Genomic DNA, 22,466 nt, shown 5'->3' on the forward strand with positions numbered 1-22,466 from the left:
ACTTTTTAAATGATTAACTAATTTGAAATCCATGTTAAAACTGAATCTTCAGATTTTATATTTAATATATTTTCAATGGTATATTTTTTTGCTTCAGAGTTACTTAATTGATGAGACCAACCAACTCTATTTTCTGGCTTAAAACCTTCCCCTTTACAATTATATTCGGCATAAAATGTAGTTGATTCAGCTTCTTTATTAGACCAATTATGCCATCCTTCTGGTTTAATATGACTTCCCATATCGCAATCAATAAAAACGGTTTTAGCATATTTTCTCCACGGTCTACCTAAATAAACTTCTGAAACATCATCATTTGCTGTGAGTTTGCAATTTTTAAAAACATATCCGAATTCTTGATTTTCGGGAGTTGAAGCCGCTGTTATATAAGAATTGGTTTTACTATGAACAATACAATTCTCGAACATTACTGTTGCTTCACCAAAAATAAAATCTGTACTACCTTCTATATAACAATTTTTAAAGTATTGCTTAAATCCTTCGCCTGCTGTATAAAGTGTATCTTGAAAACCTTTAATGTTACAGTTTTGAAAATTACTTCTATTAGCATTTACAGATAAGGCTACTGCTTGCCCTACATTTCCGGAAATGTTCTCAATAGTTAAATTCCTAGCAGTAAAATCATTCCCTTCAATTAAAACTGTAGAAGTGTGAAATGTGCTGTTTCTACCTAAATTGATTTTACTAAAATAATCATCAAAAGTAATGATGGTGTTTTCTTTACTTTCTCCAATTAATGAAACTTTTGTGTTCCATGAAAACACATGAACTTTCTCTTTGTAAATTCCATTTTTAACATTAATTACAACTTTTTGATAAGGAAATGCTTTTGAAGCTAAAATTGCCTCTTGAATGCTTGTGTAATCTCCACTACCATCTTTTGCAACAACTACATTATAATTGTCTTTAGTTTTTTTTTTAGCCTGTTTAATATATTTATTCTCCCATTCTGGGTATTTATCTAATAGTTCTTGAGGATCTCTGGAATACCAAGCATAACCATTTCTACGTTCTTCACCAATTTCTGCTAATGTTGCTTTTTTAATACCATCTCTATCACAAAAAAATGGGGTGTTATTATCTAGCTCCATAAAACGCGCCCATATTGGTGGTGCATTTTCATCTTGAACTACTTTTTTGCTAGTTATTTTTCTATTTCCAAAAGTGCGTTTAACATCAATTCCTTTTATTTTTACATTATCAAACCATTTAACAGCATGAATAATTGCATTTCTAACAGCTTCAGATGGGTTGTCAATAGACATTAATAACAACACTATTTGAGCCGACTCTTTACCACTTAAAGATGGCAACTCATAAGCTCTTGCTTTAGCTGGCTCTAATGTTTTTTCGTCATGTTGAGCACACCAACTTGTTAAAACTCCATTTTGTATATACTGTGTTTTTATAATACAATCTATTCCTTTGTTAAAAGCTACTTTAATTCTATTAATGGTTTCATACGATGGCTTTATGGAATAAAAACCTGTGTCATTTTTAATTTCTTCAAGAAGCTTGAGAATATTAACCATGGAATCATCATTATAAGTAATGTGTGTGTAATACCCTTTTTTTAATGGATAAAACTGAGGCCAGCCTCCATTTTCATATTGAGCTTCAAGAATGTAATCTAAACCTAAAAGAAAAGCTTCTTTATATCTTTCATCAGGCACTTGACGGTACATTCTTGAAAGAAAAAGCATTTCTTGAATAGTTGCCCCATTATCTGTGGTTACTTCGTGTGTATCACTTTTAATGAGTTTCAAAGAAGTCTTTTCATTATCAGACAACTTTTTTTGCATGGGAATATTTTTAGGCCATCCTCCAACATTTCTTTGATATAGTAAAACATTTTCTGCAATATCTTTAGCTTCTTGTGATGCAAACCAGACACCTTCATTTTTATGAGTTATTGCTCGCCAAGATTTATCAAGTTTTTGCGCTTGAATATTAGAAATAGAAAAACAAACAATTGCAATTGTAATTTTGAAACACTTTGAAATATTCATTTAAATAATTTTTTATAACAGTTACTACTTTTCATATTTCTTAATAACCAAATATTTTAACTCAGTATCACCAACATTACTTATACCATGCATGACATTAGATGGACAATAAAAACTAGTATAAGCACCTGCGATTTGGGTTTTACCATCAAGATAAAACTGGGCTGTTCCTTCAAGAACAAAAAAGAATTCATCTTCAATATGTTTATGAGGTGCATGTGTAGATTTATGTGGTGCAACCACACTCATTTTTAAAGTTCTTCCATCTAAAAAGTCCTTATTAGCAAACCAATATTGGTAACCAACCTTTGTTCTTATAGTATCCTTAAAATTAAACTGATTTACACAATTTTCGATATTGAAATTTTTACTTGAATCACTTAGGTTTTCTATTTTATTTTGGGAATTACTTACCATTGAAATAAGCAAAAAGCAAATACAAACTCCTATATTCTTTCTTTTATCTTTGAAACGAAACATATTTATCATTCTAATAAAATTAAAGGTTTTTATTTAAATATATAATAAGGTAATCGATTACAAATATATAAATTTTTAAAAGCAGAATTACAAATCAATCAAATAATAGTCCTATTTCTAAAAAAACAATTTAGACAAATGAAAGAATAAAAAAAATTGCAAGTCTCAACAAAACAAGGAGTTTAAAGGAATTCTTACAATGTGATAGCAAAAAAAATCTTCAAAATCACTAACAAAAACAAACATCAGTAATCATTGAAAAAATTTGGTAATTAAATAAAATATTATATATTTGTGTAATCGATTACATTTTGTTACCACAAAAATATTAATCTGATATTAAATTTATAACTAAACTAAACTAATTCTATGACAAACAATTTACTTAATTATTTGCTTCATGTATTTAAAGAAAAAGACAGAAAAACATCTTATTCTAGAAGCAAAAAAACCTATATGGTTTTATTTTTGAGCACTTTTTTCTTATTCAGTATTAATAGTCTATTTGCTCAAAACAAAACTATTAGCGGAACAGTTACTGATGCGGATTTAGGAGGTCCGTTACCAGGTGTTACTATTATAGTTAAAAGCACATCAAAAGGTACTTCTACCGATTTTGATGGAAACTATACACTAAACGATGTTGCTTCAAATGCTACATTAGTATTCTCTTATATTGGCTACAAAACTCAAGAAATTAATATAGCAGGAAGAGAAACTGTAAATATAGCTCTTAGTCCAGATTTAGAATCACTAGATGAAGTAGTCGTTATAGGATATGGTACCGCTCGTAAATCGGACTTAACAGGTTCTGTTGTTGCTATTGGTGGTGAAGAATTACAAAAACAATCTATATCGAGTGTTGCTGAAGCTTTAACAGGACGTTTAGCTGGTGTAACCGTTACTTCTTCTGAAGGTTCTCCAGATGCAGAAATAAATATTAGAGTTAGAGGTGGAGGATCTATAACTCAAGATAGTTCTCCTTTAATAATAGTTGATGGATTTCCTGTAAATAGTATGAGTGATATTTCACCTTCAGATATTGCTAATATTTCTATTTTAAAGGATGCTTCATCTACTGCAATTTTTGGTTCTAGAGGAGCAAATGGTGTAGTAATAATAACCACTAAAAGTGGTGTTGACGGAAAAATATCAGCTAATTTTAATATGTTTTATGGGGTTACTAAAATCGCAAATACTATTGATGTGTTGCAACCTCAAGACTTTGCAAAATGGCAATATGAATATGCCTTATTAGATAATCCAGATGACCTAGATTCTTACGAAAAATATTTTGGCCAATGGCAAGATTATGATCAGTACATCGGAATGAAAGGTAATGATTGGCAAAAACAAATTTACGGCAATATGGGTGAAGTTGAAAGTCGTGATTTAGCAGTTAGAGGTGGTACAGAAAAATTCAACTTCAACTTTAACTACGCCCTTTACGATGTAAAAACAATAATGTTAGGTTCGAATTATGAGAGAAATAACATCTCATTAGCATTAAAAAGTAAAGCGAGTGAAAAAGTAGATTTATCTTTTACATTTCGTTACTCTGATACCGAAATTAATGGTGGTGGTGCTAATGAGCAAAATGAAGTTTCATCGGCAGATGCGCGTCTTAAACACAGTGTAGGATACTCACCAATTCCACTACCTGGATTAACAACTACTAATACAGACGAGGCTATTGCTAGTTATTTAGTAAATCCATTTGTTGCAGTAGATGATAATCAACGTAAAAAACTTAGAAAAAACTTTAACATGCTTGCTAGTTTTTCTTGGAAAATAATAGAAGATCTTCAATTTAGAACAGAATTAGGACTAGATAACAGAAATGACTTAGATTATCGCTTCTATGGTCGTTCAACCTATTATTCAAATAATAGACCTTCTGCTGAAAACCAAGGTTTACCTTCTTTAGTTTTTAGTGATGAAAAAAGAGAAAGATTTAGAAATGCTAATACCCTAAATTATGATTTCAATAAAATATTAAATAATGATAATCATGACTTAAAACTTCTTTTAGGGGAAGAAATGATAATTAGTCATACTAATGAGACAACTACCGAAATTCAAGGATTTCCTAGTTTTTTTGATTTTGATACTTCTAGAAACTTAACAACTCAAGGGACTCCTCAATCTGTTGACAATTTTTATAGTCCAGATGATAAATTACTATCCTTTTTTGGTCGTATAAACTATGCCTTTAAAAATCGTTATCTTTTAACTGCGACATATCGTGCAGATGGATCTAGTAAGTTTTTTGGCGATAATCAATGGGGATATTTTCCATCAGCTGCAGTTGCATGGAAAATTAAAGAAGAAGACTTCTTAAAAAATGTTTCTTGGCTAAACACCCTTAAACTTAGGTTAAGTTATGGAGAAGCAGGAAATAATAATATTCCTTCTGGACAAACAGTTCAAAATTTTCAGTCTAGTAATACAACATACATAAATAATGTTAGCAGCTATTGGGCAGCGTCAAACATCTTAGCAAATTCAGATTTAAAATGGGAAACTACAGTAACACAAAACATTGGTTTAGATTTTGATTTATTTAGAGGCGCAATAAGTGGTTCATTAGAAACATATAAAAATGTTACAAAAGATCTCTTAATTAATTTTCCAACACCAGGAACAGGATATGCTACGCAGTATAGAAATATGGGAGAAAATCAAAATACTGGTTTTGAGGCATCTTTAAATATAGCAGCAATAAACAAAGAAGATTTTAGTTTAAATTTCGCTTTCAATATTGGTTTTAATAAAAACCGTGTAAATTCTCTTGGTCTTTTAGACGATTTTAGTACAAATACAAACTGGGCTTCTACACAAATAGGTAATGATTATGTTGTGAATGTTGGTCAGCCAATAGGTATAATGTATGGTTTCCAAAGTGATGGACGTTACGAAGTTTCAGATTTTGACTATGATGCTAGTACACAGGCTTATACTTTAAAACCAGACGTTGTAGACAATTCTGCTGTAGTTGGTAATGTCATGCCTGGTAGTATGAAATTAAAAGACATTAGTGGTCCAGATGGCGTGCCTGATGGAATTGTTGATGTTAATGACAATACTGTTATTGGAGATGCAAATCCAAAACATACAGGTGGTTTCGTTATTAATGCAAATGCTTATGGTTTTGATCTTTCAGCTGCTTTTAACTGGAGTGTTGGAAATGACATATATAATGCCAATAAAATTGAGTTTACAACATCTAATCAAAATGGTCAATATAGAAATTTAAGTACTATAATGGCAGATGGTAATAGATGGACTAATCTTGATCCAGCTTCTGGTCAATTAGTTACAGACCCAACACAATTAGCATCACTTAATGCTAACACTACAATGTGGTCACCATATATGTCTCGCTTTGTTTTTAGTGATTGGGCAGTTGAAGATGGTTCTTTTTTAAGATTAAATACACTTACATTAGGGTATACCGTACCAGAATCAATAGTTTCACAAATAGGTGTTTCTAAACTAAGGTTTTATGCAACAGCTAATAATGTTTTCATTATTACTAACTATTCAGGGATAGATCCTGAAGTTTCTACAAGAAGAAGAACACCTCTAACTCCTGGGGTTGATTATTCACCATTTCCAAGAAGTAGACAGTTGGTTTTTGGTTTAAACCTTAATTTTTAATTAAATATTTATCAGAAGATGAAACATTTAAAAATAATATTTTATACAATAATAATTGCTGGAATTTTTAATTCTTGTCAAGAATTTAGTGAAGACTTTTTAGAAGCACCAGCAAAATCAACTTTAGATGAATCCATAATTTTTTCTAATGCAGGATTAGCGAGAGGAGCAGTAGATGGTATTTTAGAACCTATGGGACAAACAAACTCCTATAGAGGGCGTTTTATACCTTTTTTCGGATTTAATACCGACACTGAATGGAATTACAGTTCAGATGATGCAGGAAGCTCTCAAGGTGAACTAATGATATATGATACAAAGTCAAATAATTCTCAAATGAATTCTGAGAATAATGCTTGGGCAATGATGTATTCGGGTATCGAGCGTGCAAACATTTGTATTCGCGGGTTACGTAATTTTGGAAACCCAGAACCAGATACCGAACTAGGTCAACTATTAGGTGAAGCATTAACATTAAGAGCTATTTATTATGCAGATTTAATGAAAGCTTGGGGAGATGTTCCTGCGCGTTTTGAGCCTATAAGTTCTGAAACTATATACATTGCAAAATCAAGTCGAGAAGTTATATACAAACAAATTATTCAAGATTTAGAAGAGGCTTCAACATTAGTAGCATGGCCTAACGAGACTCCAGCAACGACTTCTGTAGAACGTATTAACAAAGCTTTTGTAAAAGGTTTTAGAGCGCGTTTAGCAATGGTTGCTAGTGGATTTCAACAATACCCAGATGGTGTTCACAGAAGTAATGATCCAGATCTTTCAGTTGAAAAAATGTACAAAATAGCTTTAGACGAATGTCGTGCTATAATAACTAATGGTTCTGCTCAATTAAATCCTTCTTTTGAAGATTTTTGGAGAAGTTATAATGAAGAAAATATAGCCGCAGGTGGAGAATCACTATGGGAAATTCCTTTTGCCGATGGTCGTGGTAGAGTATTATTCTCTTTTGCTGTACGTCACCGAAGTGTAGACCAATACACAGGACAAGCCAGAGGTGGAATAGCAGGACCACTTCCTACCGTTTTTTATGATTTTGATGAGAATGATACTCGTAGAGATGTAACTTGTGTTCCTTACGAATGGGCTACAGCTGTTGATGGCATTTCGCAACAAGAGTTAACAGGATTAGATACTTGGTATTTTGGTAAATACCGTTACGAGTGGATGACACGTTTTGTAACTTCTAGTAATGATGATGGTGTTAATAAAATATACATGCGTTTTGCAGAAGTCTTACTTATTGCTGCAGAAGCAGCTAACGAATTAGAAGGACCCGCAGCTGCTGCACCTTACTTGAAACAAATACGTAATAGAGCCTTTGATGCTGAAGATCAAGCAGCAAAAGTAACTAATTATGTGAATGCTTTAACTAGTAAAGAAGCTATGTTTAATGCTATTGTAGAAGAACACAAATATGAATTTACAGGTGAAATGGAACGTAAATTAGCACTTATTCGTTGGAATTTACTAGGTGAAAATTTAAATGAAGCAAAAACAAAAATGCTTGATTTACAAAACCGCACAGGAGAGTATGCGGATGTTCCAACTACATTATACTATAAATATGAAGATGATAATGAAACTCTTGATGTTTATGGTTTAAACAGAGGAGAAACTATTGATCCTGGTGCTGAATATTCTGCCTTTACTTGGGATCCTTTATTTGATGATATGATAAATTCACTTTACAAAGAAGGTGTAAACCCTGATGACAGACAGTTTTGGCCTATTTGGCAAGTGTTTATTGATGGAAGTAATAATAAATTAGTAAACGATTACGGATATTAAGAACTAAGAAAATAATAAAATATTATGAAAACAAAATATATATTAAAAGCTTTTTTCACATTATTCATAACCTTTACTATTGTTAGTTGTGGTTATGATACTGATGTGATAGAAGAACTATCAATAGATAGAGAATTCGCTCCAGTAGCTTTATCTGCTAGAGTTAGAAACCAAACAACTGTAGAGTTAAACTGGACTACTGAGGACTATATAGAGTATTATGTAGTTGAGTTTAGTGCAGATGACCCTAATTTTACTAATATTTTTCAGACTGAACAAGTAACTGCCAGCCAACTACCAATTCAAATAAGGTTAGAAGGCGAAACTCTATATTCAATAAGAATAAAAGCAATTAGTGCTAGAGGTTTAAATGAATCTAAATGGGCAATACTTGAAGCGGAAACTTTAACAGAGCAAATAATAATACCATCTGAACCTGGAGATATACAAGCCCTTCAAGCAACTTTAAGATGGGAAGCAGGACTTAATGTCACGCATTTTATTCTTCAACCTGGTGATATAAGATACGACATTACCGATCAAGAAAAAGCAGCAGGAATTGCCACTATAACTGATTTAATTTCAGAAACAAATTATACTGCAACCTTATACAACAATACTAAAATAAGAGGTATTGCTAATTTTACAACTGGTATTGATATTGGTGATAACACATTAGTTTTACCAACAGATGATTTATTCCAAATGATTGCTGATGCTGCTCCTGGTGATATTTTATTGTTAGAACAAGGCGATTACACAGCACAAACAGGAACTGTAACATTAGATAAATCCATTACAATACAAGGTTTAAGAGTTGATTTTAAACCACTATTAAGTATTAATTTTGAACTTAATGATGGTACAACAGACCTAAGTCTAATTGATTTAGATTTAGATGGTGCTACTACAATAACAGATGTAGTAACTTATTCTGGTGTTGGTAATTATAACTCATTATTAATTAGTGGTTGTAATGTACATGACTTTGCTCGCTCTTTTATTAGAGGGAACACAACTGATGCTGTTTTGCAAACTTTAACCATAGAAAACTCTATAGTTTCTAACATCCTTACAGATGGTGGTGATTTTATAGATTTTAGAAATTCTGATGTATTAAATGTAAATATTAATACAAGTACATTTAACAACTGTGCTCCTGGTCGTGACTTTTTAAGACTTGATGATGCAGGAACCTCTACTCAAAATGGGTTAACTTGTAATGTATTATTAGATAGCTGTACTATATATGCTTGCTCAGATTCTTCAAGTAAAAGAATATTATATGTTAGATTTCAAGAAAACAAAATAACTGTTCAAAATACCTTAATTACCGATACAACATCAGAAGGTTATTCAGATCAAAGTAGAACAGATCCAAATCCAACATTTATTAATAATAATTACTTTAATGCAGCCGGCTTTTCTAATACAGCACAAACTGTATATGATGGTTCTGGAACATTTACCGAGCTAGACCCAGGCTATATTGATGCTGCATCAGGCAATTTTACAATTACAAACCAAACATTGTTAGACAATGCCGTTGGTGACCCAAGATGGAGACCTTAATAAGATTAAATTGATAGTTTGTTAATAATGAAAAAGAGGTGTGCATGTTTTTTGTATACCTCTTTTTAATATCTATATTAAATTAAAAATATTTCTTTTAAGAAAAGAAATAAAACAAAATCAAAAATGATTAAAAAAACTCATCTTTTAACATCCTTACTTTTATTGCTCTTTAGCTTTAACCATGCTCAACAACTAGCATTTCCAACTGCTGAAGGTTTTGGCCAAAATGCTACTGGTGGTAAAGGCGGATTAGTTTATACCGTTACTAATTTAAACGATGATGGAGAAGGAAGCTTAAGAAAAGGGATATTAAAAAATGGTCCTAGGACTATAGTTTTTGCAATATCTGGAACAATCGATTTGCAATCTAAATTAGATATTAATAAAGGAGATTTAAGTATTCTAGGACAAACTGCTCCTGGAGAAGGTATAACTCTTAAAGGTTTTCCATTTACCATAAAAGCAGATAATGTTATTATTCGCTATTTAAGGTTTAGAATGGGAGACATTAACAATATAGAAGGTGACGCTCTTGGATGTAAAAACACGAACAATGTTATTATAGACCATTGTTCTATAAGTTGGGGAACAGATGAAAATGCATCTTTTTACAACAATAAAAATTTTACTCTTCAATGGTGCATTATTTCTGAAGCACTAAACCGTTCTGTACACCACAAAGGCGCTCATGGTTATGGCGGTATTTGGGGCGGAGTTAAAGCTTCTTTTCATCATAATTTAATTGTGAGCAATAATAGTAGAAACCCAAGGTTTAGTGGTTCATTAACTACAGAAAACTCTGAAAACGAATTTGTAGATTTTAGAAATAATGTTATTTACAATTGGGGTGAAAATAGTATTTATGGTGGTGAAAAAGGAACTTACAATATTGTAAATAATTATTTTAAATCGGGTCCTGCAACAACTTCTTCTAAACTAGATCGCATAGTAAATCCTTCAGAACCTTATGGTAAATTTTATGTTGATGGTAATTTTGTAGTAGGTTATGAAAACATAACTAAAAATAATTGGGATGGCGGGGTACAATGCGAAAATCCTGCAGAAACAAAATTAGAAAACCCAATATCTATTTCTAATAACATTAAAACACAAATTGCAACCAACGCTTATAATGAAGTATTAAAATATGCTGGTGCAAGTATTTTTAGAGATGCTGTTGATGTTAGAATTATAACCAATACGAAAGAAGGAAGTGCAGACTATAAAAATGGTATTATAGATTCTCAAGATAATGTTGGCGGTTGGCCCGTTTTAAAATCTGAAAAAGGTAAAATAGATACCGATGAAGATGGTATGCCAGATGATTGGGAAAAACAACATAATTTAAACCCAAATACAAACGATGCTAATTCTAATACATTAGATAAAATCTATACAAATATTGAAGTGTATAGTAACTCTTTTATCAATGCGGTTTCAAGCCTACAAAACATAAATGGCAAAATCTATCATTTTGTAGTTGATATAAACGGAACTGGTAACTTTGCAACAGTTCAAGAAGCAATTGATGCAGTTCCAGATTATAGAAAAAATGAAACAACAATTTTTATTAAAAATGGTATTTACAAAGAAAAATTAATACTTCCTACTTCAAAAACTAACGTATTTTTTATTGGAGAAGATAAAGATAAAACCATTTTAACTTACGATGACTTTTCTAAAAAACATAATCTATTTGGAGAAGAAATGGGCACAACAGGCTCAACCTCTTTTTATGTTTTTGGTGATAATTTTAAAGCTAAAAACATAACTTTCGAGAATAGTGCAGGTGCTGTTGGTCAAGCTGTAGCAGTTAGAGTTGATGGTGATAAAGTCATATTCCAAAATTGTAAATTCTTAGGAAACCAAGACACACTTTACCTTCACGGAAAAAATAGCCGACAATATTATAAAGATTGCTACATTGAAGGCACTGTCGATTTTATATTTGGATGGTCTACCGCTTTTTTTGAAAACTGTGAGGTTTTTTGCAAAAACAAAGGTTACGTAACTGCGGCATCAACAGATAAAGAAACAGAATTTGGCTTTATTTTTAAAAACTGTAAAATTACAGGTAGCGCTTTAGAAAACACCTTTTATTTAGGACGACCATGGCGCGATTACGCTCAAACTATTTGGTTAAATTGCTATATGGATAAACATATAAAGCCAGAAGGTTGGCACAACTGGAAAAAACCTCATGCAGAAAAAACGGCGTTTTATGCAGAGCATAATTCGACTGGACCAGGAGCATCAAACAAACGCGTAAAATGGGCAAAAAAAATATCAGAAAAAAGAAGTCAAAAATATAGCTTAGAAAATGTATTAAAAGGCTCAGATAATTGGAGTCCAGAAATATAAAATACTTTTAAAATCAAAACCTATGAAAACAAATACACCACATTTATTACTCTATCTTTTCTGTTTTTCAATTTTCATTTATTCATGCAAAGAGAAAGAAAAAAAAGCTGTTGCCATAAATGTATTTGATGCTGCCGATAAAATTATTAACGATATAAAAATTCTCGATTTCCCAAATAACACAATAAATATCATGGATTTGGGTGCAGTAGCAGATGGCGAAACAAATAATTCTGAAGTCATAAAAAAAGCCATAGATAGTTGTATTAAAATTGGAGGAGGAAAAGTAATTATTCCATCAGGTAATTTTTTAACAGGACCAATTGAGTTAAAAAGCAATGTCAACCTTCATTTGGAAGAAGGCGCTAATGTCCTTTTTTCTACCAATCATAAAGATTATTTACCAATAGTTCATACCTCGTTTGAAGGCGTAGAGCTTATGAACTACTCACCTCTTATTCGTGCTTACAAACAAAAAAATATTGCTGTTACTGGTAAAGGTACTTTTAACGGGCAAGCCAACAACACAAACTGGTGGCCATGGTGTGGTAAAGATACTTATGGTTATGTTGAAGGCGCAGCAAAACAACATGATTCTATTAATTTACCAAGGTTACGTAAAATGAATGAAAACAACACGCCACTTTCTGAACGTACTTTTGGTGACGGTTATCAATTACGCCCATCATTTTTTGAACCATTTGAATGCGAAAATGTATTATTACAAGGCGTTACATTTACAAATGCTCCTTTTTGGGTGATTCATCCAATAAAAACAAATTATATTAGAATTGATGGTGTTACTGTAAATAGCCACGGACCAAATAACGATGGTTGCGATCCAGAATACTGTAAAAATGTACATATAACTAATTGTACTTTTAATACTGGCGATGATTGTATCGCTATAAAAGCTGGTAGAAATGATGAAGGCAGAAGAGTAAATATACCAAGCGAAAATATAGTGATTGAAAATTGCGATATGAAAGACGGACATGGTGGTGTTGTAATTGGAAGCGAAATTTCTGCTGGTGTAAGAAACGTATATGTTAGAAACTGTAAAATGGATAGCCCTAATTTAGATCGTGCTATTCGTATAAAAACAAACACTCTAAGAGGTGGTTTTGTTGAAAACCTTTTTGTTAAAAATATTCAAGTAGGTCAAGTTAAAGAAGCGCTTTTAAAAATCAATACCTACTATGGTATTTATGATAACCAAGAAGGTGAATTTATTCCTTCAATAAAAAATATTTACTTAGAAGATATTCAGGTAGAAAACAGTGGTAAATATGGCGTGTTAATTAAAGGAAGAGCAGAAAGCCCTGTTGAAAATGTAACCCTTACTAATGTCACTATTAAAGGCGCTAAAACGCCTTTATCTATTGAAAACTCTCAACCTATTGTATTTAAAAACACATCAATAAACGGAAAACAATATTAATACATGCATCACATCATGAAAAAACTAACTATTTTAACCATTGTATTTTTAAGTCTATTTTCTTGTAAAGAAAAACAATCAAATACAAGTTCTGAGTCTGTAACTGAAGTAAACTCAGAAAGAACAAAATCTTCAAAAACCTATGCTGAAGTATCTATAAAAGAAGGTGGACATTGGGAAGGTAGAGAATATATTGACGGAACTTTTAAAAATGTAGATTCTCTAACTGTTCCTAAAGAGCATACAGATCATTCTTGGTTTATCCGTTACGAAGGTCCAGGTTGGGAAAACAGCCAAATAGGATATCGCATATACTTAGATTGGAGAAATGCTATCGATATTTATGGCAAAAAAGTAGACTCACTTGTATTGCCATATGTTGGTCAAGATGGTTTCGACTCTTATCATGAACCAGCAAATTGGGGACAAGACATCCTTAAAGCAGGAAAATCTATGGGTATTGGTGGTTATGGACGTGTTGTAGCAGATACAGTTGTTCACTTTCAAAGTGTAAAAAACACGTTTGCAAAAGTAGAAAACTCAGGTAATAGTTCATCAGTAAACATTTCATATGAAGATTGGAAATCGGGTAATGACAGTATCAATTTAAATTCTAAACTTACTATTTATCCATCAGATAGGTTTACAAAAGCAGAATTAACACCATCTAAAGCAATTGATGGACTTTGTACAGGTATTGTAATTGCAAAGGATATTAAGTTAGTGAAAAAAGAAGGTGAAAAATGGGCATATATTGCTACATATGGTGTGCAAACATTGGCAAGTCCTCCAGATAATTTAGGAATGGCTCTTTTTTATAAATTAGATGAAGTAGCCGAACAAAAAAAAGGGAATCATGATCATCTAGTCATTTTTAAACCAACTACTAAAACAGTAACGTATTACTTTTTAGGAGCTTGGGAACAAGAACAAAATGGTATAAATACTGAAGAGGCTTTTATAGCAGATTTAAACATGAAACTGCAATTACTAAACGAAACAAATTCAATTATCTAAAGAATAATAATGACGACTAACTCTAAATATGTTGTTCTTTGCGCAATGGTTATAAGTTTACTAACCATTGCGTGCAAAGACAATAAAACAAATTCAAAAGAAACAACCGAGAATATCACAGTAGAAAAAATTGTTCCAGAAAACCTAAAATGGTCTGAACGGATGATGCTTTCTGAAATTGAACGTTTCCCAAAAGCTTCATTATTAGATTTTAGAGATAAACCAAAATGGAGTTATACAAATGGATTGGTTTTATGTGCAGCATCAAGAGTATATGAAGACACTAAAAACCAAAAAATTTACGACTACATTTACGATTATGCAGATGAAATGATTGATAGTTTAGGTCATATTAAAACTTACAAACTATCAAATCAAAATCTAGATATGATAAAATCTGGAGATGTCCTACTCTATTTATATCCAAAAACTAAAGAAGAACGCTTTTTAAAAGCTATGCAAACTTTAGATAGCCAAATGGAAACACAACCAAAAACATCAGATGGTGGTTACTGGCATAAAAAAGTATATCCTTATCAAATGTGGTTAGATGGTTTATATATGGCAGAACCTTTTCATACACGCTACGCAAAAGAATATATAGAAGATGGAGTTGTTCAACAAAAAATTTATGATGATGTAGTGCTTCAGTTTGACCTAATTCAAAAACACAGTCGGGATGAAAAATCAGGATTACTTTATCATGGCTGGGACGAAAGTAAAGAACAACAATGGGCAAATAAAGAAACAGGTAATTCACAGCATTTTTGGTCTAGAGGTATGGGTTGGTATGGTATGGCTATGGTAGATGTTTTAGATTTTTTACCAGAAAACCATCCAGGACGCGAAAGAATCATTATATATCTAAATAAATACGCTGAAGCCATTACCAAAGTACAAGATACATCTGGTTTGTGGTGGCAAGTTTTAGACCAAGGTAACAGAGAAGGAAATTATTTAGAAGCAACTGGTAGTGCTATGTTTACCTACACTTTTGCAAAAGGAGTAAATAAAGGATATCTACCAAAAAAATATTTAGAAATAGCAAATAAAGCATATAAAGGCATTATAGATAATTTAATTTCAGTTGAAGAAAATGGTATTGTAAATCTTAACAAATGCTGTGGCGTTGCTGGTTTAGGTGGTAACCCTTATAGAGATGGTTCTTTTGATTATTATGTAAATGAAATTATTCGCTCTAACGATCCCAAAGGTACAGGGCCTTTTATAATGGCTAGTTTAGAATTAAATAAATAATATTTGATGAAACTATATTCCTTCATATTTTATCTTTTATGTTCTACCTTCATTTTTGCTCAGAAAGACAAAACTTATGTTTCTGAAGTTTGGGTAGCAGATAATGGTGACGGAACTTATAAAAACCCTATTATTTATGCCGATTATTCTGACCCTGATGTTGTAAGAGTTGATGAAAATTATTACATGACAGCTTCTAGCTTTAATGCTGCTCCAGGCTTACCTCTTTTGCATTCAAAAGATATGGTAAACTGGGAATTAATTAATCATGCTTTACCAGAACAAATCCCTATAGAAGTATTTAATATACCTCAACATGGAAATGGAGTTTGGGCGCCAAGTATTCGCTACCATAATAACGAATTATATATTTATTGGGGTGACCCAGATTTTGGAATTTACATGGTAAAAACTAAAGACCCATATGGTAAATGGGATGAGCCTATACTTGTTATGCCAGGAAAAGGATTAATTGACCCCTGCCCTCTTTTTGATGTTAACGGTAATGCCTATTTAGTACATGCCTATGCAGGAAGTAGAGCCGGTGTTAAAAGCCTTTTAACAGTAAATAAAATGAATCCGGAAGGCACTAAAGTTATTGACAAAGGCATTCATGTTTTTGATGGTCATGAAAATCACCCAACTGTAGAAGGTTCTAAGTTTTATAAACGTAATGGTTTTTACTATATTTTTGCTCCTGCTGGTGGTGTAGCAACGGGTTGGCAACTCGTTTTACGCTCAAAAAGCATATACGGTCCTTATGAGGAAAAAATAGTTTTGGAACAAGGGAGCACAAAAGTTAATGGTCCGCATCAAGGGGCTTGGATCAATACTCCTAATGGTGAATCTTGGTTTTATCATTTTCAAGATGTTGATGCTTATGGTCGTATTGTTCACTTACAACCTATGAGTTGGAAAAACGATTGGCCTGTTATAGGAGAAGATTTTGATAAAAACGGCATAGGTGAACCTGTAATGTCTCATATAAAACCAAATATTGGAAGTATCTATCCTATTGAAACGCCTGTTGAAACGGATAAATTTGATGATTTCAACATTGGTTTACAATGGCAATGGAATGCAAATTCAAATGTGTTATGGCATGCTAAATTACCAGGAAACAACTATTTAAGATTATTCTCAATAAAAACTCCAATAGATTATAAAAATCTATGGATGGTACCAAACCTGCTACTCCAAAAATTTCCTGCTCCAAACTTTACTGCATCAACTAAAATAACATTATTTCCTGAAGAGGCTAAAAACGGCAAAACAGCAGGACTTATTATTATGGGAATGGATTATGCTACCTTAAGCATATCTCATGACGAAAATGGTTTTTTTATTCAACATACTGAAGCTTTAAAAGCTATAGATGGTGCTCAAGAGAAAACAAATTCTGAAGTTCGACTTAAAGCAAACTCAGCTTTTTTTAAAGTTGAAGTATTGGCTCCAGATGCGATATGTCAATTTAGTTATTCCGAAGATGGTAAAAAATATATAAAAATTGGGAATCCTTTTAAAGCTCAACCAGGAAAGTGGATTGGTGCCAAAGTAGGTTTATTTAGTGTTAGTACACAAGCAGCAAAACGTGGTGGGTACGCCGATATAGATTATTTTAAAATCTCAAAATGAAACGGTTTCAAAAAATAATATGCTTAGTTATAATTACAATTGGTAATAGTCTTTATTCGCAGGTAAAACAGCCAGAATTTAAGCCATACACCATAGAAAACACATACCAAAAATTAAAAAAAAATTATCCCTTTATTACCCCTATTAAACCTCTTGTTTCTAAAACTATTATTTATAAAGAGGATATTATCTATAAAAAAATCCAGCATTCTAAATTAAAATTAGACGTATACACTCCAAAAAACAAAGAATCAAAAACATATCCGGCAGTTTTATTAATTCATGGTGGTGGTTGGCTTGTTGGTAGTAAAGAAAACGAACGTGTTATGGCTCAACATTTGGCATTAAATGGCTATGTTGCCATAACTGCATCGTATCGTTTAAGCTTAGAAGCTCCTTATCCTGCTGGTGTTATTGATTTAAAAGATGCTATTAGATGGATGCGTAAAAATGCTAAAAAATATAAAATTAATCCAGATAAAATAGCCGTTTTAGGCGCTTCTGCTGGAGGTCAATTAGCCTCTTTATTGGGAGTTACTCCTAATTCCACAATTTATGGAAAAGATGAAACTTTATCTGATGAAGTTCAAGCTATTGTAAACATTGACGGTATTGTTTCGTTTATCCATCCTGAAGCTTCTTCTGAAGGAAAGATGGCTAGTATATGGTTAAATGGCAGTAGAACTGAAAATCCTAAAAACTGGAAACAGGCTTCTCCATTGGAATATGTAAATGCCAATACGTCTCCAACACTATTTATAAACAGCGCACAACCTCGTTTTCATGCAGGTAGAGATGATATGCTTATTTTATTAAATAAACATAATATTTACAACGAAGTACATACCATACCAAATAGTCCTCACTCCTTTTGGTTGATGCATCCTTGGTTTGAAATAACTCTTAACTATACTGTTAGTTTTTTAAATAGCATTTTAAAAGACGGCAAATCAAACACAGTAAAAAATTAATAACAAATGAAAAAATATTTGATTAAAGCGTATTTATTTTTTAAATTTTTGTAATCGATTACAAAGCCTATTTTTATTTAAAACCACCACTTAAAATAGGTTCCCAAAACCTAAACAAACCTACAAAGCTAAATTGAATTTAATAATTCAGTTCCCTCTATATATAAAGATTTTGGGAAATACGATTTATAAATTCTTAACATTAAACTAAATTAAAATGAAAAAAATTTACTTAATTCTAAGCATTCCTTTAATGCTATTTACCATGGCAATACAAGGACAAACAACGTTCTCTTATAATCTAGGCGATCAATCAACTTTTACAAACGATGGTGTTCAAGGTAATCCAGTTACATCAACCACAAGTCCTGATGGTGTAATTAGAACTCAAGCGAGCACAACCCAATATCATAGCGCAGGTTATGGGGTTGTTTTTAAAAACACTAACTCCTTAGAAATTGATGTTACTGGCACCAGTACAATACGCTTTTATGGCTCAGTTTATAGTTCAGGAACAATGGATGGCGGAACAACTGCCGTTGGTAACGATTTAGGCTCTGCAGATGTATTAGTGACTGAAGACAAAACAGGTTACTATGAATTTAACTATATAGGTGGAGCTACTACTTTGTACTTTACATTTAATGGTTCTAATGCTTATACACCTTCAATAGATGTCACTTACCCTTATACTATTTACAATTTAGGAGATCAATCTACATTTACAAATGATGGCATACAGGGAAATTCAGTAACATCTACTACAAGTCCAGATGGAAAAATGAGAACGCAATCTACCACAACCCAATATCATAGTGCAGGTTATGGCGTTGTATTTAAAAATAGTAACTCTTTAGAAATTGATGTTAATGATGGTAGTACAACAGTTCGCTTTTATGGCTCTGTGTATAGCGCTGGAACAATGGATGGTGGCACCACTTTTTCTAGTAATGATTTAGGTACGGCAGATGTTCAAGTAACCGAAGACAAAACAGGTTTCTATGAGTTTAATTATGTTGGCGGTGCTACAACTTTATATTTTACATTTAATGGTTCTAATGCTTATACACCATCTATAGAAGTTAATACATTAGAGGCAACTATAGTAAAATCTGATGTTTGGGATTTTGGTGCCGAACAATTAGACGAAGTTCTTTATAATAACATGTTAACCGAAACAAAAATTAATGCTTGGTACGACTCCGCCATTACAGCTGGTACAGATGGTATTAATACACCTTCAACATTTACCGAAGGAATTTTAACATGGGTTGGCGGAACAAATGACCGACTAAGAACTTCAAACACAAACCTAACTCGTTGGGATGATAATTTAGGAGGTGTTACAGAATATACAGGAAGATTGTATCAAAATGGTACATCAATTAATAGATATTTAAGTTTAACATTAGCTGAAGATGATGAAGTAACAGTTATGATGCTTACGCAATCTGGAGGAGGATTAGTTCATTTTGAAAATACTGCAGATCCAGGAATTCAGGATGATATTGTCTCTGTTGGTAGTACACTCCAAGAAGTTAAATTTGTAGCTAAAGCAGCAGGTGAATATCATATTTTTGATGAATCAGATAAACCTAGTTATTTTAGAATTTACAGAAAAGATGCAACATATATAACATTAACTGGTAATGTTGATGAAACTTATGCTGCTACAATACCCGATGGTTATTCAATTATTTTTACTAACGAAGCCGGTAAATCCTACTCTACAATAGTTTCTAGTGGCACATATAGTATAGATTTACCTGCTGAATATACTTATAACTTAAGTCTAGGAGATGCCAATGGTTACATCATTACCAATGGATTAAGTTTAGATGTCACAACCGAAACAACAAATTATGACATTGTTGTAGCTCAAGTAGATATATACAATGTAAGTGGTAATATAACTGGATTATCAGATTTAACAAATCTTACTTTACACTATACCCCAAATCCCGGAGCAAGTACAGTTTATATCCCAATTGTAACTATAGATTCAGGAGCATTAACCTATAGTGTAGATCTAGAAGCTGGAATAGAATATACCATTTCTGCAGAAGGTGTAAATGATTTTGAAATTTTAGCTAACACTATTACAATAGGAACTGCAAATGAAACTTCAGATATCATATTCTCACCAAAACCTTTATATAATATTGCTATAAATGCTATAGGCTTAAATACAATACAACAGAGTGAGTTAAATTTAACTTTTACAAATAATAACGAGGAAGGTTATGCTTATAATTTCACAGATATAACAACTGTAGCTTTAAGAGATGGTATTTACACTGTTTCGTATGATGGTATTGATGCGCATCCATTAAAATTAGCATTAACATCTAACTTAACGGTTAATGGTTCTAATACATCAAAAGATTTAACCTTTACTCCAATTACCGAATGGGTTTTTAATGATAGAGTTATTAATACAGCTACGGCTTACGAAGGGCTTCTATTTACTGGCTCTGTAAATGTAAGAGGATCAAATGGCGATTTAAATGCTGGTTCAGCATCTACAATTGCTATTCCTGTAAAAGTTGGAGATAAAGTAATTATTACAGATTACTATCAATCTAATTATTCAGTTGAAGGAGGTGAAACAATTTCAAACACTTCAAATAGTACAAGTACAAATATTGTTTCAGAGTATGTTTATCCGGGTTCAACAGACGGAACAGTAACTATAACAACTGGTGGTACTTCATATTTCATTTCTTTTAAAGTGGTAGCTATTCAAAGTTATAGTTCAACCATTACCGTTGGAACAGATAAAGACTTTCAAACTATAAATGACGCTTTAGATGCTATTTCAAGAATGGATCGTGCAAATGACGAGCGTGTTACTGTTGAAATAGATTCTGGTAATTATGAAGAAATGCTTGTAATAAACAGCCCCAATATAACTCTAAAGAATGCTTCAACTACACCTAGTATTGGGCTTTTAAACAAAGGCGTAGATATTGATGCTAATGCTGTTAGAATCACATCATATTATGGTCAAAAATACAACTTCTTTAGCCAAGGAGCGGATAATAAATGGAATACTGAAGCACTTACCGTAAACATTGATAACGGCTATACAGAGTACGAAAACAAAGAAGGTACTGGAGGTGGTACTTCGTATTGGAATGCAACTGTAGTTGTTGCTGCAGACGGTTTTACCGCTGAAAATATAATTCTTGAAAATTCATTTAATCAATATATTTCTTTAAAAGAATCACAAGATGTTGTACAAGCTAAAGGATCTGGTGAACCAGTAAGACCAACCGATTATGGAAACACTATTGTTCAAGATAGATCTGGTGGATATGTCACTCAAGCTGCAGCTATTGGTATTGCAAATGGTACCGATAAAGTGGTTTTAAATAAATGTCGTGTTATTGGTCGTCAAGATTCTTTTTATGGTGGTGTAGATTCTAGAGTTGTTGTTTACAAAGGTGCTATGATGGGTGCTGTAGATTATCTTTTTGGAGGTATGACTGCCATCTTTTATCAAACCGATTTGGTGTTGAACACAAGCGACTCTAGTAGTGATGCTGCTTATATTACAGCGGCACAACAAAGTAGTGGAAGAGGTTATTTAATGTATGAATGTCATGTAAAATCTACTGTTGTAGGAACAGAAACTGCATCTGTTAATGGTTCTAAACCTGGTTATTTTGGTCGTCCTTGGGCTCCAAACACAAGTGAAGTCGTATTTTATAATACAACTATAGATGAATCTACATATCCAGGGGCAGAAGGCTTGTCATTAATAAACCCTGAGGGTTGGACGAGTTCTTTAGGTGGAGAATCTTCAAAAATGTATGAATTTGGTACGGTTGAAAATGCATCAAGTGTTGATAATTCGAGCAATCGTGCTTCGTGGTCTACAGTATTGTCTTCATCTGTTTTAACTGATGGGACTGATATTACCACATTTAATTTTACTAAAGGAAATGATAACTGGGATCCAATTCCTAGTTTAATAAGTGGTGAATCTCTAAGTGTTGATCCTTTCTTACAAGGTTCATCAGTTAAAATATCTGCTTATAACAATAGAGTGTATGTTTCAAATGTAAAATCTAATGCTCAAATTAATATTTATAGTATTACAGGCGCACTAGTAAAATCATTAAAAACTCAAACCAATACTAATTTTAGTTTTAAAAATGGACTTTGGATTGTAACTATTAAAGATGCAGAAGGACAAAGTGCTTTAAAGCTACTCGTTCATTAAAA

General features: G+C 32.3%; 12 protein-coding genes. 10 read left to right on the top strand and 2 right to left on the bottom strand.

Annotation, left to right across the window (positions count from 1 at the left end):
- Nucleotides 1-17 precede the first annotated feature (17 nt).
- Both pelA and BT151_RS11075 read right to left on the bottom strand, forming a co-directional pair.
- Nucleotides 18-2,030, bottom strand: a complete 2,013-nt coding sequence (pelA, locus tag BT151_RS11070; protein ID WP_072402124.1) for a pectate lyase — start codon at nt 2,028-2,030, stop codon at nt 18-20.
- Between the two features lie 24 nt (nt 2,031-2,054).
- Nucleotides 2,055-2,510: a cupin domain-containing protein gene (locus tag BT151_RS11075; RefSeq protein ID WP_245794799.1), complete on the bottom strand. Its 456-nt coding sequence runs from the start codon at nt 2,508-2,510 to the stop codon at nt 2,055-2,057.
- Nucleotides 2,511-2,879: 369 nt separating this feature from the next.
- Here BT151_RS11075 and BT151_RS11080 point away from each other — a divergent pair, with 369 nt between their 5' ends.
- From BT151_RS11080 to BT151_RS11125, 10 genes are all read left to right on the top strand, one after another.
- Nucleotides 2,880-6,170: a SusC/RagA family TonB-linked outer membrane protein gene (locus BT151_RS11080; RefSeq protein WP_084647927.1), complete on the top strand. Its 3,291-nt coding sequence runs from the start codon at nt 2,880-2,882 to the stop codon at nt 6,168-6,170.
- 18 nt (nt 6,171-6,188) lie between these two features.
- Nucleotides 6,189-7,979, top strand: a complete 1,791-nt coding sequence (locus BT151_RS11085; protein ID WP_072402128.1) for a RagB/SusD family nutrient uptake outer membrane protein — start codon at nt 6,189-6,191, stop codon at nt 7,977-7,979.
- Nucleotides 7,980-8,003: 24 nt separating this feature from the next.
- On the top strand, nt 8,004-9,551 hold the full coding sequence (locus tag BT151_RS11090; protein WP_072402130.1) for a DUF5123 domain-containing protein: 1,548 nt from the start codon (nt 8,004-8,006) through the stop codon (nt 9,549-9,551).
- Nucleotides 9,552-9,677: 126 nt separating this feature from the next.
- Complete coding sequence (locus BT151_RS11095; protein ID WP_072402132.1) at nt 9,678-11,915, top strand: pectinesterase family protein; 2,238 nt, start codon at nt 9,678-9,680, stop codon at nt 11,913-11,915.
- Between the two features lie 22 nt (nt 11,916-11,937).
- A complete protein-coding gene (locus BT151_RS11100; protein ID WP_072402134.1) occupies nt 11,938-13,356 on the top strand; it encodes a glycoside hydrolase family 28 protein in 1,419 nt (472 codons plus the stop codon).
- 15 nt (nt 13,357-13,371) lie between these two features.
- Nucleotides 13,372-14,373, top strand: a complete 1,002-nt coding sequence (locus BT151_RS11105) for a DUF4861 family protein (RefSeq protein ID WP_072402136.1) — start codon at nt 13,372-13,374, stop codon at nt 14,371-14,373.
- Nucleotides 14,374-14,382: 9 nt separating this feature from the next.
- Complete coding sequence (locus tag BT151_RS11110; RefSeq protein ID WP_072402138.1) at nt 14,383-15,630, top strand: glycoside hydrolase family 88/105 protein; 1,248 nt, start codon at nt 14,383-14,385, stop codon at nt 15,628-15,630.
- 6 nt (nt 15,631-15,636) lie between these two features.
- Nucleotides 15,637-17,265, top strand: a complete 1,629-nt coding sequence (locus BT151_RS11115) for a glycoside hydrolase family 43 protein (RefSeq protein ID WP_072402139.1) — start codon at nt 15,637-15,639, stop codon at nt 17,263-17,265.
- A complete protein-coding gene (locus tag BT151_RS11120; protein ID WP_072402141.1) occupies nt 17,262-18,236 on the top strand; it encodes an alpha/beta hydrolase in 975 nt (324 codons plus the stop codon). Before BT151_RS11115 ends, BT151_RS11120 begins: the two co-directional genes overlap by 4 nt.
- Before the next feature lie 217 nt (nt 18,237-18,453).
- On the top strand, nt 18,454-22,464 hold the full coding sequence (locus tag BT151_RS11125) for a pectinesterase family protein (protein ID WP_072402143.1): 4,011 nt from the start codon (nt 18,454-18,456) through the stop codon (nt 22,462-22,464).
- Nucleotides 22,465-22,466: the final 2 nt, after the last annotated feature.

The organism is Flaviramulus basaltis, assembly GCF_900114265.1.
Lineage (GTDB): Bacteria > Bacteroidota > Bacteroidia > Flavobacteriales > Flavobacteriaceae > Flaviramulus > Flaviramulus basaltis.